The 14388-nt window shown below is 62.1% G+C and carries 15 protein-coding genes and 1 tRNA gene; 9 read left to right on the top strand and 7 right to left on the bottom strand.

What is annotated here, in order from left to right; genetic code table 11:
* The 3 genes from RID11_RS05520 to RID11_RS05510 all read left to right on the top strand — a co-directional run bounded on the left by RID11_RS05520 (position 1) and on the right by RID11_RS05510 (position 4054).
* Complete coding sequence (locus RID11_RS05520; RefSeq protein ID WP_350136415.1) at positions 1-1368, top strand: glutamine synthetase family protein; 1368 nt, start codon at positions 1-3, stop codon at positions 1366-1368.
* A 47-nt stretch (positions 1369-1415) separates the two neighbouring features.
* Entirely contained in the window at positions 1416-2720 is a 1305-nt protein-coding gene (locus tag RID11_RS05515; protein WP_350136414.1) for an NAD(P)/FAD-dependent oxidoreductase, read from the top strand.
* 125 nt (positions 2721-2845) lie between these two features.
* Positions 2846-4054: a DegT/DnrJ/EryC1/StrS family aminotransferase gene (locus tag RID11_RS05510; RefSeq protein ID WP_350136413.1), complete on the top strand. Its 1209-nt coding sequence runs from the start codon at positions 2846-2848 to the stop codon at positions 4052-4054.
* 71 nt (positions 4055-4125) lie between these two features.
* On the opposite strand, the gene RID11_RS05505 is transcribed toward RID11_RS05510, so the two are convergent.
* Both RID11_RS05505 and RID11_RS05500 read right to left on the bottom strand, forming a co-directional pair.
* Complete coding sequence (locus RID11_RS05505) at positions 4126-4701, bottom strand: YceI family protein (protein WP_350136412.1); 576 nt, start codon at positions 4699-4701, stop codon at positions 4126-4128.
* A 126-nt stretch (positions 4702-4827) separates the two neighbouring features.
* Positions 4828-5337: a hypothetical protein gene (locus RID11_RS05500; RefSeq protein ID WP_350136411.1), complete on the bottom strand. Its 510-nt coding sequence runs from the start codon at positions 5335-5337 to the stop codon at positions 4828-4830.
* 241 nt (positions 5338-5578) lie between these two features.
* Between RID11_RS05500 and rpsF the strand changes: the two genes are divergently transcribed.
* From rpsF to RID11_RS05475, 5 genes are all read left to right on the top strand, one after another.
* The gene (rpsF, locus tag RID11_RS05495; protein WP_080455272.1) at positions 5579-5932 is read left to right on the top strand and encodes a 30S ribosomal protein S6; all 354 of its coding nucleotides are present in this window, start codon (positions 5579-5581) and stop codon (positions 5930-5932) included.
* A 29-nt stretch (positions 5933-5961) separates the two neighbouring features.
* Positions 5962-6189 carry a 30S ribosomal protein S18 gene (rpsR, locus tag RID11_RS05490; protein ID WP_013961325.1) on the top strand — a complete coding sequence of 76 codons (228 nt, stop codon included), beginning with the start codon at positions 5962-5964 and terminating at the stop codon, positions 6187-6189.
* Positions 6190-6200: 11 nt separating this feature from the next.
* The gene (gene rplI / locus RID11_RS05485) at positions 6201-6821 is read left to right on the top strand and encodes a 50S ribosomal protein L9 (RefSeq protein ID WP_350136410.1); all 621 of its coding nucleotides are present in this window, start codon (positions 6201-6203) and stop codon (positions 6819-6821) included.
* 217 nt (positions 6822-7038) lie between these two features.
* Positions 7039-7770 (top strand): autoinducer binding domain-containing protein, encoded by a 732-nt coding sequence (locus tag RID11_RS05480; RefSeq protein ID WP_350136409.1) that lies wholly within the window; start codon positions 7039-7041, stop codon positions 7768-7770.
* A 324-nt stretch (positions 7771-8094) separates the two neighbouring features.
* Entirely contained in the window at positions 8095-8889 is a 795-nt protein-coding gene (locus RID11_RS05475) for an acyl-homoserine-lactone synthase (protein ID WP_350136408.1), read from the top strand.
* A 127-nt stretch (positions 8890-9016) separates the two neighbouring features.
* Here the strand turns inward: RID11_RS05475 and tig are convergent, their stop codons facing one another.
* Both tig and RID11_RS05465 read right to left on the bottom strand, forming a co-directional pair.
* Positions 9017-10351, bottom strand: coding sequence for a trigger factor (gene tig / locus RID11_RS05470; protein WP_350136407.1), 1335 nt, complete (start codon positions 10349-10351; stop codon positions 9017-9019).
* A gap of 123 nt (positions 10352-10474) precedes the next feature.
* Positions 10475-10559, bottom strand: a tRNA-Leu gene (locus RID11_RS05465).
* A gap of 177 nt (positions 10560-10736) precedes the next feature.
* Here RID11_RS05465 and RID11_RS05460 point away from each other — a divergent pair.
* The gene (locus tag RID11_RS05460; protein WP_350136406.1) at positions 10737-11219 is read left to right on the top strand and encodes a Hint domain-containing protein; all 483 of its coding nucleotides are present in this window, start codon (positions 10737-10739) and stop codon (positions 11217-11219) included.
* Between the two features lie 9 nt (positions 11220-11228).
* Here RID11_RS05460 and tspO read toward each other — a convergent pair whose 3' ends face one another.
* From tspO to RID11_RS05445, 3 genes are read right to left on the bottom strand one after another with little or no spacing between them, the layout of a single operon-like run.
* Complete coding sequence (tspO, locus tag RID11_RS05455) at positions 11229-11690, bottom strand: tryptophan-rich sensory protein TspO (protein ID WP_050662154.1); 462 nt, start codon at positions 11688-11690, stop codon at positions 11229-11231.
* Positions 11687-12736: a 15-cis-phytoene synthase gene (gene crtB, locus RID11_RS05450; RefSeq protein ID WP_350136405.1), complete on the bottom strand. Its 1050-nt coding sequence runs from the start codon at positions 12734-12736 to the stop codon at positions 11687-11689. The genes tspO and crtB overlap by 4 nt, the downstream gene beginning before the upstream one ends.
* Positions 12733-14286, bottom strand: a complete 1554-nt coding sequence (locus RID11_RS05445; protein WP_350136404.1) for a phytoene desaturase — start codon at positions 14284-14286, stop codon at positions 12733-12735. Before RID11_RS05445 ends, crtB begins: the two co-directional genes overlap by 4 nt.
* Positions 14287-14388 lie beyond the last annotated feature (102 nt).

Raw genomic sequence — 14388 nt, 5'->3', positions numbered from 1 at the left:
ATGGCCGATCTACGCGAATTCACCAAGACGCTGCCCAAGGCGGCGCAAGCCTATCTGGAAAACCGAAGGCTCGACGAGGTGGAGTGCATCATCTCCGACTTGCCCGGCATCGCGCGCGGCAAGGCCGTGCCGGCCTCAAAATTCGCCCGCCAGCAGTATTTCCACCTGCCCGATTCGATCTTTTACCAGACCATCACCGGCGACTGGGGCGAGGCGGCGGACGAGGACGGGTTCATCGAGAAGGACATGATCCTGCGGCCCGACATGTCGACCACCTCCGCCGCGCCGTGGACGGCGGATTGGACGCTCCAGGTCATCCATGACGCCTTTGACCGCGACGGCGCGCCGATCCCGTTTTCGCCCCGCAACGTGCTGCGCCGGGTGGTCGAGATGTATCACAAGCGCGGCATGAAACCGGTGGTCGCGCCGGAGATGGAATTCTTCCTCGTGGCGCGCAATCTCGACCCGGCGCATGCGATCAAGCCGATGATGGGCCGCTCGGGCCGCCCCGCCGCCGCACGGCAGGCCTATTCGATGACCGCCGTCGATGAATTCGGCCCCGTCATCGACGACATCTACGATTTCGCCGAGGCGCAGGGCTTCGAGATCGACGGCATCACGCAGGAAGGCGGTGCCGGACAGCTGGAGATCAACCTGCGCCACGGCGACCCGATCAAGCTGGCCGACGAGGTGTTTTACTTCAAGCGCCTGATCCGCGAGGCCGCGCTGCGCCACGATTGTTTCGCCACCTTCATGGCCAAGCCGATTGAGGACGAGCCGGGCAGCGCCATGCATATCCACCATTCGATTCTCGACATGGAGACCGGGCGCAACCTTTTCTCAGGCCCACAAGGCGGCGAAACCGACGCGTTCTTCCACTTCATCGGCGGCTTGCAGAAACACCTGCCCTCGGCGATCGCGGTGCTGGCCCCTTACGTCAATTCCTACCGCCGCTACGTCAAGGATCACGCCGCCCCAATCAACCTCGCCTGGGGGCGCGACAACCGTACCACCGGCATCCGCGTGCCGCTCTCGGGGCCGGAATCGCGCCGCATCGAGAACCGCATGGCGGGCATGGACTGCAACCCCTATCTCGGGATCGCGGCAAGCCTCGCCTGCGGCCTTCTGGGCATGATCAAGGAAGAATGGCCCGACAAGCAGTTCAAGGGCGACGCCTATGCCGGAGAGCCGGATATCCCCAATGTCATGGGCGAGGCGCTCAATGTGTTCGAGGAGGCGACCGACCTGCACGAGATCCTCGGCTCGGAATTCTGCCGTGTCTACAACATCGTGAAACGCACCGAATACGAGGAATTCCTGCAAGTGATCAGCCCGTGGGAACGCGAGCATCTGCTGCTCAACGTCTGACCCGAACCAAGCGCTCGGATTTTGAGTATTTTGACCAAGAAGAAACCATGAACCTGCTCTATGCCAATGACCGGCGCGGCGAATACCCGCCAAGCTGGTATGCCGCGACCACCGCGCCGCTGGCCCCGTTCGCGCCCCTGCACGGCGAGGTGCGGGCGGATGTCTGCGTGGTGGGGGCGGGCTATACCGGGCTGTCGGCGGCGCTGCACCTGGCCGAGGCGGGGCTCGACGTAGTGCTGCTGGAGGCGCAGCGCGTGGGCTTCGGCGCCTCGGGGCGCAATGGCGGGCAACTGGGCAGCGGACAGCGGATGGAGCAGACGGCGCTCGAGCGGCTGGTCGGGTCAGAGGATGCGTTGAAACTCTGGGAGCTGGCCGAAGATGCCAAGACGCTGGTCAAGTCACTGGTGGCGCGACACGGCATCGACTGCCATCTGAAGCCGGGCGTAGCGCATGCCTGTTTCTCGGGTCGCGAAACGGCGGCAGAGCATGGCTATGCCGATCATCTGGCCGAGCACTATGGCTATGATCAGCTTGAGAAACTCGATGCCGATGCAATGCAGGCGCTCTGCCCCTCGCCGGCCTATAAGGGCGGCACGCTCGATATGGGCGCGGGGCACCTGCATCCGCTGGCCTATGCGCTCGGCCTCGCCCGCGCCGCCGCTGCGGCAGGCGTGCGCATCTTTGAGGGGTCGGCGGTGCATCACGTCACGCGCGGCACCCCGGCCCGCGTGGCCACCGATGCGGGCGCGGTCAAGGCCGATCACGTGATCCTCGCCTGCAACGGCTATCTCGGCGGGCTCGACCGCAAGGTCGCCGCCCGCGTCATGCCGATCAACAATTTCATCGCCGCAACCGAACCCCTGGGCGATGAGGCCGCGCGCGTGCTGACCCGCGACGTGGCCGTGGCGGATAGCAAATTCGTGGTGAACTACTTTCGCCTCAGCCACGACAAGCGCCTGCTCTTCGGTGGCGGCGAAAGCTATGGCTACCGCTTTCCGCACGACATCGCGGCATTGGTGCGCAAGCCGATGCTAGAGATCTTTCCGCATCTACGCGACGCGCGCATCGATTATGCTTGGGGCGGCACGCTGTCGATCACCATGAAACGCATGCCCTATCTCGCGCGGCTTGCGCCCAATATGCTCTCGGCCTCGGGCTATTCGGGCCACGGGGTTGGCACCGCGACCCATGCAGGCAAGCTCATGGCCGATGCGGTGCGCGGCGAGGCGGCGGGGTTCGAGACCCTGTCGCGCGTGCCTGCCCCCGCCTTCCCCGGTGGCACCGCGCTGCGCACGCCGCTTCTGGTACTGGCGATGACGTGGTTCTCCATGCGCGACCGGCTCGGCATTTGATCGCTCGCCTTTCGGCTGAAAAACGCACTCTGCCCCGAAAGGGCGGGGTTTTCTTTGACAAACTGTCACAATTGCGGCCTATATGTTCCGGAAAACCGAAGTCTACATTCAGGAAATCCGAAACTATGACACCCACGCCCAATGTCTATGACGCGGAACCCATCCCCGAAGCCGCCCGCGCAGAAATCGACCGGATGCTGCAATCGGGCGATCTGTTTCGCTATACCGCACCGGAAAACGCGCCGGTGACGCTCTTGGAACGGGAATTCGCAGACCTTCTGGGGTCGAAATACGCACTCGCGGTCTCGTCCTGCTCGGCAGCGCTATTTCTCTCGCTCAAGGCGCTTGGCCTGCCGCGCGATGCCCGCGTGCTGATCCCCGGCTTTACCTTCGCCGCCGTGCCGTCCTCGGTGGTGCATGCCGATTGCTTTCCGGTGCTCTGCGAAGTGGGCGAGAATTACCGCATCGACATGACCGATTTCGAGGCGCGGCTAGACGATGTGCAGGCCGTGATCATCAGCCACATGCGCGGCCACACCTCGGATATGGATCGGATCATGGCGCTCTGCGACGCGCGCGGAATTCCGGTGATCGAGGATGCGGCGCATTCGCTCGGCACAACGTGGGGTGGGCGCAATATCGGCACCATCGGACGCGTCGGCTGTTTCAGTTTTCAATCCTACAAGCTGGTGAATGCGGGCGAAGGCGGGATCATGGTCAGCGACGATGCCGATCTCATTGCCCGTGCGGTCATCATGTCGGGGGCTTACGAGCATAACTGGGCCAAGCATCTGGGCGCGCCGGACCCGGAGATCGAGGCTGGTTTTGCCCGCTGGCAGAACCGCCTGCCGCTCTACAATCTACGCCTGAACAACCTCTCGGCGGCGATCATCCGCCCGCAACTGCCCGAGGTGGCGCGCCGGGTGCGCGACGGGCGCGCCAATCACGACTATGTCGCAGACCGGCTCAATACCTCGCCCTGGCTGTCGGTTCCTGCAAAACTGCCCCCCGAAGAGCGCGCCCCGGACTCCATCCAGTTCAACCTTGTGGGTCTGAGTGACGAGGAAACCCGCGCCTTTGCCGAGGCGGCGGCGGCGCGCGGGGTCAAGGTGCAAATCTTTGGCCTTAGCGCTGACAATGCACGCGCCTTCTGGAACTGGCAATTCCTGCCGGGAGAGACGCCCGATCTGCCGCAAACCCGACGGATGCTGATGCGCGCCTGCGACGCCCGCCTGCCCGCCCGTCTGACGCGGCCTGAACTGGATATGATCGTTGAGGCGATTTTAGCGGCGGCAGACGACATCATGGCCCCGGACCGCGCCTACGGCACCTGAAATGCGCCATAAAAAAGGGCCGTCCGCATCCCCGCGAACAGCCCAGCTTTTCCGTGAGTGGGGCAGCGGTTCTATTCGCCCTTGCCAGCCTCGATCGAGATTTTCACCTCGACCTCGTCACTGACATAGGGGGCGAACTTGTCGACCCCGAAATCCGAACGCAGCAACGTCGTGGTGGCGTCAAAGCCCAGCCACGGCTTGTCGTTCATCGGATGCGCATCGGCCTTTTGATTGAGCGTGGTGTCGAGCACGACCGATTTGGTGACACCGTTCATCGTCAGATCGCCGGTGATGTTGGCGGTGTTGTCGCCAGTCACTTCAATGCCCGTCGAGGTGAAAGTGACCATGTCACCCTCGCTCGCGCCGAAGAAATCATCGGACATGAAGTGCTCTTCGCGCTTTTCCCAGCCTGTGAACATCGACATCACCGGCATCGAGACGTTGACCGAAGAGGCCGCCGGATCTTCGGCGTCGAACATGATCTCGCCTTCAAACCCCGAGAACATGCCATAGGTGGTCGAAAAGCCGAGATGGTTATAAGAAAACAAGACCTGACTGTGACTCGGGTCGAGCGTATAGGCCTCAGGTGCGGCGAATGCGCCGGTTGCCCCAAAGGCAAGCGCGGCGGCGATCAATGTCTGTCTCATCACGGAAACCTCCAAACAGATTATGTCGAATTGACATGATCGAAATTGGCATTCTTGCCGTGAAGCACAATACTACAGATTCAAACAGCCCCTGTGGATTGGCGAACAATCGCCGGCAGAGCGCCGTCAGGCAACCAGGCTCAGCGCACGGCGCAGGGTCTGCTCGGTGCCCGCATCGTGCAATTCAAGCGTCACGATCTGGCGTCCATCGCGATCCCGCGCAGTCAGCATCCGATCGCGCAGCGACAATTCTGTCAGGTCATCGAGGTCATGCACCATCACACGCGCCGTGCGCCCGCCCGGCTGGGGATAGAGCACGCGCAACTGGCGTGCGCGGGTATCGAGCGCAATCTCGGGCAGGTCGCTGTCGCGATCCGATCGGAACAGACACAACATGCCCGCCCAGAAAAGAGAAAGGGAGAACAGCAGCTTGATCAGCATCATCGCCGGGTCACCCGCGCCGGTCGGCACGATCCAGACACCGAATGTCGACGCCATCAGCGCCGTGCCGCACAGTCCGCGTAGCACCCGGGACGCCTCGATCCGGATCAGTCGTTGCTCGGGCAGATGCGCAGGCTCGTGAAAGCTGTGCGGGGCCTCGGTGAATTCGCGTTCGAAATCGGGCAATGCAACCATGGTCGTGTCCTTATGCTCGTACTCTTCAAAAATGCCCCCGAAAAGCGCCGGAAATGGGGCACCGGAACGGCAATCCGTGGGCTTGTGACGGACCCTGAAATCGGCTTGCGCCATTCCGTCCGGCCATGTATGAGCTAACGACCTTTCGCATTCGTTATTTACCGCGCAGTCTCTCGTGGGTGGGCCGCGAAAGGAAAAATGCCCGTCCTATGAAATGCGCCTTGATAGAAATGGAGCTGACATGCCGCTATATGAGCATGTGATGATCGCGCGTCAGGACCTGTCCAACGCGCAAGCCGAAGGCCTTGTCGAACATTTTGGCACCGTGCTGACCGACAATGGCGGCACACTCGTGGACAGCGAGTATTGGGGCGTCAAGACGATGGCCTACAAGATCAACAAGAACCGCAAGGGCCATTATGCCTTTCTGCGCACCGACGCTCCCGCCTCGGCCGTGCAGGAGATGGAACGCCTGATGCGCCTGCATGACGACGTGATGCGCGTCCTGACCATCAAGGTCGACGAGCACGCCGAGGGCCCCTCGGTCCAGATGCAGAAGCGCGAAGAGCGTGGCGAGCGCCGCGAGCGCCGCTGAACCATCATCTGAAGAAAGGAACATAAACCATGGCTACAAAACCGTTTTTCCGTCGCCGCAAGGTCTGCCCCTTCTCGGGTGATAATGCACCCAAGATCGACTACAAGGACACGCGCCTGCTGCAACGCTACATCTCCGAACGCGGCAAGATCGTGCCCTCGCGCATCACCGCCGTATCCGCCAAAAAGCAGCGTGAGCTGGCCCGTGCGATCAAGCGCGCGCGCTTTCTCGCCCTGCTGCCATACGCCGTGAAATAAGGAGAAATCAGATGCAAGTGATCCTTCTTGAACGCGTGGCCAAACTCGGCCAGATGGGCGAAGTCGTCGAAGTGAAGCCGGGCTTTGCGCGCAACTATCTGTTGCCGCAGGGCAAGGCACTGTCGGCCTCAGCGCAGAACATCGCCGATTTCGAAGCCCGCAAGGCGCAGTACGAGGCCCAGAACCTCGAGACCCGCAAGGAAGCCGAAGCGATGGCGGACAAGCTGCACGGTCAGCAGTTCATCGTGATTCGCCAGGCCTCCGACAGCGGCGCGCTCTATGGCTCGGTCAGCACCCGTGATGCGTCCGACGCGGCCACCGAAAACGGCTTCAGCCTCGAACGCAAGCAGGTCGCACTGACCCGCCCGATCAAGGAACTCGGCCTGCATGACGTGATCGTCACGCTTCACCCAGAGGTCGAGGCGACAATTCAGTTGAACGTCGCACGCTCCAACGAAGAGGCTGAGTTGCAAGCCTCTGGCAAATCCATCCAGGACGCCGCCGCCGAAGCCGACGAGGCCGCCGATTATGAGATCGCAGAACTCTTCGAGGATATCGGTGCCGCCGCCTCGGACGATGATGATCTCGCTGACGTCGCCGAGTCCGTCGAGGGTGACGACAGCGCGAACTGAGCCAGACGCGATCCGCCAATAAACGCCGCGCGGAGTACCGCGCGGCGTTTACCGTACTGGAAACCGTCGACAAACGCCATAATCCAGTGCTAAGCTGTCCATTCAAGGTTGTATTTTAGCGCTCTGGGTGGCAGCGGGTTATAATGAGTTCGCCTTTTTCGTCGACTGGACTACATCGTTTGGTCCGCACTGAACCAAGAAATGGCCTGTTGCAGGAATGGAAAATCTCCCAAGCGTCTTTGCGAAAAACGATCTGTACGACCTCGAGAGCCTTCCCGAGGTGTCCAAAGACTTTACCCATTTCCTCTACAAGGTGCGAGACAAGTTCGGCCTCGACGACGTCGCCTATGCGGGGATGAACCCGATCAACGGTGCCGTGTTCGGTTACGTAACCTATGACAACGATTGGAAACAACACTATACCAATCAGGGCTATCATCGGATCGACCCCACGTTGCACAAGGCGCGGCGCAGCATCGCACCCGTGGATTGGTCCCGCCTCGAACGTGACGAACACTTCCTGGCGGTCTTCAATGACGCACGTGACTTCGGCATTCAGGCGCAGGGCATGACAATTCCGGTCCGCGGCCCCTACGGCGATATTGGTGGGCTGAGCATTACGAGCGGCCTTTCGGTGCGCGATTGGAACAAGCTCAAGGCCGAAGTGATCGTCAACCTTCAATCGGTCGCAGTCCATGTCCACGACATGGTGATCCGTTCGGACAGCCTGTCGAACCTGCTGCGCACCCCCACCCTGTCGCAGCGCGAGCTGGAGGTACTACAATGGACCTCGGCGGGAAAATCGCAACAGGACATCGCCGATATCCTCTCGATCTCCAATCGCACGGTAGAGGTCCATCTCAGATCGGCTCGCCATAAACTCTATGCGTTGACCACTGCACAGGCCGTCGGACGCGCGATCTCGATGGGTCTGATCTATCCCGGCTGAGCCCGCTTTGATATCGCAAACGTCCGTCCTCGACGGCAACCGCCGCTCAATTCAATCATTGACGCAGCCCGCTCTCTTGCATATCACGAGGCCGTGTAAACGGGCGTGGCCCGCTTTTTGATGGGTGTGGTGGTCGTTTTCACCGCAGAGAGGGGGGCTAAACTCCACTCCACCGATCAATTCATTCGCTAAAAATCGCTTACCAAGGTTGCCGTGTTCACGGAAACTTCAACTACGGGTTTTCCCCAATAGCTCCTAGTCAGGGTTCCTCTAAAATAAAATCGCAATGCACCACTCACCTAAATACTCACATGGGGAACTCACATGATCTTGGTTATCGATGCGCTCAACAAACACCGCTTCCCGTCAGTTCTGGACGAAATGTTCCTGCTGCGGGGCCGGGTCTTCGGGGACAGACTCGGCTGGGAAGTTTCCGTGGAGGACGGCCGCGAGCGGGATCACTTCGATGATCTCGATCCGGTCTACGTAATTGGGCTTGACGACGAGGGGAACGTCATTTCTTGCGTCCGGGCCCTGCAGACGACCGGCCCACACATGCTGTCGGATGTGTTTTCCGATATTCTCGACGGCGAACCGCCGATCCGCAGCGCAACCATCTGGGAGTCGACCCGCTTCTGCGTGGATACAAAGCGCTTGGGGCGCGGTCGTGACCGCCATTCCCTGGCCTACGCCACCAGTGAACTGATGCTCGGCTCGCTCGAATATGCTCAGCAGTCGGGCATCACCGACATCATCACGGTGATCGACCCTGTGATGGACCGCGTGCTCAAACGCTCGGACAACGCGCCCTATGACTACGTGGGCAAGGTGGCGGATATGGGCAAAGTGCCGGCCCTGGCAGCCCTTCTGGACTGCACAGACGAGCGGATCGCACGGCTTCGGGCCTTCTCGGGAATCGAGGATAACGTATTCCTCACCGAGGAAGAGGCACTTGCGCTGCCCGCCGTGGAACGCGCCCTCGCACCGAAGTCGGATCTGGAATGCTACTGCGACGAACAGATCGCGGCTGCCACCACCGAAGAAGAGAGAAACGCCGCGCTGCGCCTCAAGGCAGCACTCGCGGAGCAGATTCGTTCGCGCACGGACGTCGGCGCCTGACCCCCAAAGGGGCCGATATCGCGCGGATGCTAGGCATGGACGTCCGCGTACACTCACGCACGAACGAAAAGGGCCGCCCCACTTCTCCCCGGGGCGGCCCTTCATTCATACGATCTGACCGGATCGCTTACTCGTCGTCGTTCATCGCCTCGATGGCTTTCTCAAGCTCATCCTTGGAGACTTCCTTGTCGGTGACATCGGCCAGTTCGACCACGTAGTCGATGACCTTGTCCTCGAAGATCGGTGCGCGCAACTGCTGGCGCATCTGCGGGTTTTTCTGCACGAATTCAAAGAACTCACGCTCTTGGCCGGGATATTGCCGCGCCTGGTTCATCACCGCCTGAGTCATCTCGGCATCAGTTACCTCGACCTCGGCCTTCTGGCCCAGATCGGCCAGCAACAGCCCCAGACGCACGCGCCGCTCGGCCAGCTTGGTGTGCTCGTCGGTGGGCTCGACCTCGGGATGATCGTGGCCCTGCACATCGGGGTTCTCGTCATGCCAGATCTGATGCGCGATCTGCTTGGCCTCGGTCTCGACCATGGTGGGCGGCAGGTCAAAGCTGACCTTCTCGTCCAGCGCATCGAGCACATGCCGCTTGAGGATCGCACGCGCGGCCCCGGCATATTCCTGCTCCAGCCGCTCGCGGATCTGCTCTTTCAGCGCGTTCAGATCCTCGGCCCCGTATTTCTGCGCCAGTTCATCGTTCAGTTCGGCCGCAACCGGCTCCTTGACGGCCTTGACGGTGCAGTCAAAGACCGCCTCCTTGCCCGCCAGATGCGCGGCCTGATACTCCTCGGGGAAATTGACCGTCACGGCCTTTTCCTCACCGACCTTCACACCGACAAGCTGCTCCTCGAAACCGGGGATGAAGCTACCGGAGCCAAGCGTCAGAGGGTAATCCTCGGCGGTGCCGCCTTCGAAGGCCTCGCCATCGACCTTGCCGACGAAATCGATCACCACCTGATCGCCGTCCTTGGCCTTGGTGCCCTTCTTGCGATCCTTGAAATCCTGCGCGCTCTCGGCGAGGTTCTGGAGCGCCTCATCAACCGAAGCCTCATCGGCCTTGGTCACCATCCGCTCCAGCTTGAGCGACCCCAGGTCGACCTCGGGGATCTCGGGCAGCGCCTCATAGGTCATCTCGATCTCGACGTCGTCGCCCTCTTTCCATTCCTGGTTGGCCATCTTCACGTCGGGCTCGAATGCTGGGCGCTCGCCCTTTTCCTCGAAATGCGCCTTCATCGCATCATCGACGCTTTCCTGCATCGCTTCACCCAGCACACGCTGACCGAACTGCTTTTTCAGCAGCGGCAGCGGCACCTTGCCCTTGCGAAAGCCCTTGAGCTCTACATCAGGCTGGGCCTCTTTCAGCTTTTCATTGACCTTGTCGTCCAGCGCCTGAGCCGACAGGATCATCTTGTATCCCCGCTTCAGACCTTCGTTGAGTGTCTCGGTGACCTGCATGTTCGTCCTTCCATATGCATCGGGCCGCGGAGGCGTCCGCGGCGGTCAAAATCACGGCTCTTCTATTGAGGCGATTTCATGCGTGCAAGGGAAAACCGGTGCCAAACCGGTCAGCCAGTCCCGTGGTGCGGGTGGAGGGACTTGAACCCCCACGCCTTGCGGCGCCAGAACCTAAATCTGGTGCGTCTACCAATTTCGCCACACCCGCACGGGATCGCGGACCGCGCAGGGCACCGCTGACGTGTTCTCTAGCAAAGCGCGCCACCGGATGCGAGGGGAAAACACGCCCCGCATGCCCGGCCAGCGGCGAAAAAAAGGCGCGACATTAACCCAATCTTGCCATATTGTGGTGAAAAACTGAGGCAGTCATAAAGCGAGAAACGCCATGAAACCGAATACGGTCGGGCGGTCGGGCGGCGATTTGGCCGTGATGCCCGCAATGGAAGCAAGCGGCCTGTGTGCCGACAGTATCATCCTCACTCTCGACGGCGAAACGCGCGTGCGCGATCTGCGTCCCGGCTACCGGGTCATCACCCGTGATAGCGGCACGGCAACGCTACGCGCCGTGGAGCGTCGGCGCAGCACTTGTCGGGCGGTACACATCCGCGCCGGCTCGCTTGGCCATACCCGGCCCGAACATGACGTCACACTGCCCGCCACGCAGCCGATCCTTGTGCGGGACTGGCGTGCTCATGCGCTCTTTGGTGCAGGCCGCGCGATGGTCCCCGCAGAGCGGCTCGTCGACGGCGAATTCGTCACGCTTCGGCCCGAACAGGTGTTCGACCTCTATCACCTGATCTTTGATCAACCGCATATTCTCTATGTGGACGGTCTGGAACTGGCCAGCATGATGCAGGGCGAGGAATAACCGCCCCCGTTACCCAGCCTCTTCAGGGTTGAGCCGCAGCACCGAGGCGTTCAGCGCCCCGGCAACGCTGACCCATGCCAGATAGGGCAGGAACAAGAGCCCCGCGATCATATCGACCTGCCACAGCGCCACCACCGAGGCGGCGACAGACACCCAAAGCCCGCTCAGCACGATCAACCCCAGCCGCATTTTCTTGAGCCCAAAAAACACCGGCGTCCACAACCCGTTGAGCGCGATCTGCAAGGCCCAGAAGGCCATCGCGATCCCGTTGTCCGGGCTGACCGCGACCCGCGCGCCAGCCGCCGCCATGCAGACGTAAAGCAACGTCCACGCCACCGGAAACAGCCAGTTGGGCGGCGTCCACCACGGCTTTTTCAACCGGTCATACCACTCCCCGGGCGAAAACAGCCCCCCGGTAGAGCCTGCGGCAAAGCAGGCGGCCAGGAAAATCGCAAAGCAGATCCAGATCATGCGCGGTATCTATCGCCCGCGTCTCCATCAATCAAGGCAAAGCCCCGGCCCGCATCCCGCGCCTTGAGCTGCGCCATGGTGGCATAGAGCGTGTCGCTCCAATCCGCGCGCGGAGCAGCAGTTTCCGCCGCCGACTCGACCAGAAAGGCGCATTCCGGCAAGGGGCGCGCATAGATCATCGCCGAGCGCGGCATGACATATGTCGCGCCCGCGCGCAGCATCGCAAGGCTAAGCCAGCCCAGCTTCTGCCGCGTGTTGGTCATCGCCCGCCGCGTCACCGAATCGTAACCCGCCCGGCGCACCTGATGGCCGATCCCGGCATAGACATGACGCGCGGCAAAAATCCCCGGACGACAAGCGCGCGGCAGCGCCGCCACCCCGGCCTCGGAGCGAATGTAGAGATCATCCGCCTCGCGCAACAGCCGGTGCAGCATCGCCGCCATCTGCGTCGAAGGGTGCGGCGTGGCGAGAAAACCCTCTGGATCAAGCCCGGCCTCGTCGAACCACTCCAACGGCAGGTATAGCCGCCCCTCGCGCGCATCCTCGCCCACGTCACGGGCAATGTTGGTCAATTGCATCGCCACGCCCAGATCACAGGCCCGGGCAAGTGCATCGCCATCACGCACCCGCATCAGCACGCACATCATCGCCCCCACGGCAGAGGCGACCCGCGCCGAATAGGCACGCAAGTCCGACAGCGTCGCATAGCGCCGCCCCATCGCATCCCAGGCCAGCCCCTCCAACAGCGCCTCGGGCAGCGCGCGGGGCATCTCGAAATCGGCGATGATCGCGGCAAAGGCACAGTCCGCGGGGGCATTCTGCGGGCGCCCCGCATAGGCCAGATCCAGCCGCTCCTGTAGCCGAAGCACCGCGTCGGACTTGTTGGGTTGCAGATCGACCGCATCATCGGCCAGCCGGCAAAACGCATAAAGCGCGAGCGCCGGGTCGCGCAGGCTGCGCGGCAAGAGCTTGGAGGCGGCATGAAACGAGCGCGAGCCGTGGCGGATCGCCGCCACGCAGTGCTCCATATCGCGCGGATCAATCATCGGCCGCGCACCGTCTCGGCGTCGGGTACCAGTTTATCCAGCACCTCAGCGCTTGAAATTACCCCAGGCAGCCCCGCGCCGGGATGCGTGCCCGCACCGACCAGATACAGACCCTGCGCCTCCTCGCTGACGTTATGCGGCCGGAACCATGCGCTTTGCAGGATGCGCGGCTCGATCGAGAACCCGGTCCCATGCGGGCTGAGATAGCGATCGCGGAAGGTCTCGGGCGTGAACACTTCCGAGGCGGTCAGATGATCGCCCAGACCGGGCAAAAGTTGCTCTTCCAGAACCTTTTGCACCTTTTGGCGATAGGGTTCCGCCTCGGCCTGCCAATCTACCGAATGTGCATGGCCCAGATGCGGCACCGGGCTCAGCGCATAGAACGTGTCATCGCCCTCGGGCGCGACTGTCGGATCGGTGACAGAGGGGCGATGCACATAAAGGCTCATGTCCTCAGACAGTTTCCCGGTGCGGAAAATATCCCGCACCAGACCCTTGTAGCGCGGCCCGTTGAGGATGGTGTGATGCCCCGCATCGCGCCACATCTCCGCCGTGCCCTTGGTGCCGAAATACCAAACGAACAGGCCCATCGACCAGCGCGCGCGCCGTAGCCGTGCAGGCGTCCAACGCCGCTTCTTGTGGTTGCGCAACAGGTGGTCATAGGTATGGCCCGCATCAGCGTTCGAGACCACGATATCGGCGGTCACGATTTCACCAGAGCTCAGCCGTACGCCCCGCGCGCGGCCCGCCTTGAGCAGGATCTCGTCAACCTCCGCCCCCTGCCGGATCACACCGCCCTGCTCCTCGATCACGCGCCCCATGGCCCGCGCGATGGCATCGACGCCGCCGATGGCATAATGCACGCCGAATTCCTTCTCGAGGTGACTGACCAGCGTATACATCGAGGTCACGTTGAACGGATCGCCGCCGATGAACAGCGGGTGAAACGACAGCGCCATGCGCAGGCGCTCGTCCTTGACCCGCCGCGCCGCATGGGCATAGACCGACCGGTCGGCGCGCAGCCAGGCGAATTTCGGCAGCACCTTGATCAGATCGCCCAGCCGGTGCATCGACCGCCGCCCCAGATCCTCGAACCCGAACCAATAGCGCGCCTCACTGTCCCGCACAAAGGCGTCATAGCCTTTGAGATCACCGGGCGAGAGCCGCGCCACCTCGGCGCGCATCGCGTCACCATCCTGCCGCGCGGTGAAGGTCGAGCCATCGGGCCAGCGAATCTCATAGAACGGGTCGAGTGCGCGCAGATCGACATCGGCGTCGAAATCACGCCCGCAGGCGGCCCATAATTCGCGAAAGATCTGCGGCACGGTCACGATGGTCGGCCCCAGATCGAACCGGTGCCCGTCGCGCATCACGCTCGATCCACGCCCGCCAGGGCTGTCGAGCCGGTCCATCACGCTTACCCGGTATCCCCGCGCGCCCAGCCGCATCGCCGAGGCGAGACCGCCCAGACCGGCCCCGATTACAACGGCATGCGGGGCGCTCGCCCGGGCCGCCTCTTCGCTCATTTCCGGATCAAGACGTGTCAACATAACATAATGCTACATGTGTCTAGTTAAATTGACAATCACGGAATGCACCCTTTTCTATGCCTTGAAACCATGTCACTATTTCTGCACAGATCGTCACAGGGA

Source organism: Roseovarius sp. (genome assembly GCF_040219995.1).
In the GTDB taxonomy this organism is placed as follows: domain Bacteria; phylum Pseudomonadota; class Alphaproteobacteria; order Rhodobacterales; family Rhodobacteraceae; genus Roseovarius.
The sequence above is the reverse complement of the archived record's forward strand: the minus strand, read 5'-3'. Positions and strand labels throughout refer to the sequence as shown.

Coding starts and splice junctions, on each gene's coding strand:
- tig (WP_350136407.1), bottom strand. CDS start 10,351: ATGCAGGTCACCGAGACACTCAACGAAGGTCTGAAGCGGGGATACAAG.
- RID11_RS05445 (WP_350136404.1), bottom strand. CDS start 14,286: ATGTTGACACGTCTTGATCCGGAAATGAGCGAAGAGGCGGCCCGGGCG.
- RID11_RS05500 (WP_350136411.1), bottom strand. CDS start 5,337: ATGGTTGCATTGCCCGATTTCGAACGCGAATTCACCGAGGCCCCGCAC.
- rpsR (WP_013961325.1), top strand. CDS start 5,962: ATGGCTACAAAACCGTTTTTCCGTCGCCGCAAGGTCTGCCCCTTCTCG.
- tspO (WP_050662154.1), bottom strand. CDS start 11,690: ATGATCTGGATCTGCTTTGCGATTTTCCTGGCCGCCTGCTTTGCCGCA.
- rplI (WP_350136410.1), top strand. CDS start 6,201: ATGCAAGTGATCCTTCTTGAACGCGTGGCCAAACTCGGCCAGATGGGC.
- rpsF (WP_080455272.1), top strand. CDS start 5,579: ATGCCGCTATATGAGCATGTGATGATCGCGCGTCAGGACCTGTCCAAC.
- RID11_RS05515 (WP_350136414.1), top strand. CDS start 1,416: ATGAACCTGCTCTATGCCAATGACCGGCGCGGCGAATACCCGCCAAGC.
- RID11_RS05480 (WP_350136409.1), top strand. CDS start 7,039: ATGGAAAATCTCCCAAGCGTCTTTGCGAAAAACGATCTGTACGACCTC.
- RID11_RS05520 (WP_350136415.1), top strand. CDS start 1: ATGGCCGATCTACGCGAATTCACCAAGACGCTGCCCAAGGCGGCGCAA.
- RID11_RS05505 (WP_350136412.1), bottom strand. CDS start 4,701: ATGAGACAGACATTGATCGCCGCCGCGCTTGCCTTTGGGGCAACCGGC.
- crtB (WP_350136405.1), bottom strand. CDS start 12,736: ATGATTGATCCGCGCGATATGGAGCACTGCGTGGCGGCGATCCGCCAC.
- RID11_RS05460 (WP_350136406.1), top strand. CDS start 10,737: ATGAAACCGAATACGGTCGGGCGGTCGGGCGGCGATTTGGCCGTGATG.
- RID11_RS05510 (WP_350136413.1), top strand. CDS start 2,846: ATGACACCCACGCCCAATGTCTATGACGCGGAACCCATCCCCGAAGCC.
- RID11_RS05475 (WP_350136408.1), top strand. CDS start 8,095: ATGATCTTGGTTATCGATGCGCTCAACAAACACCGCTTCCCGTCAGTT.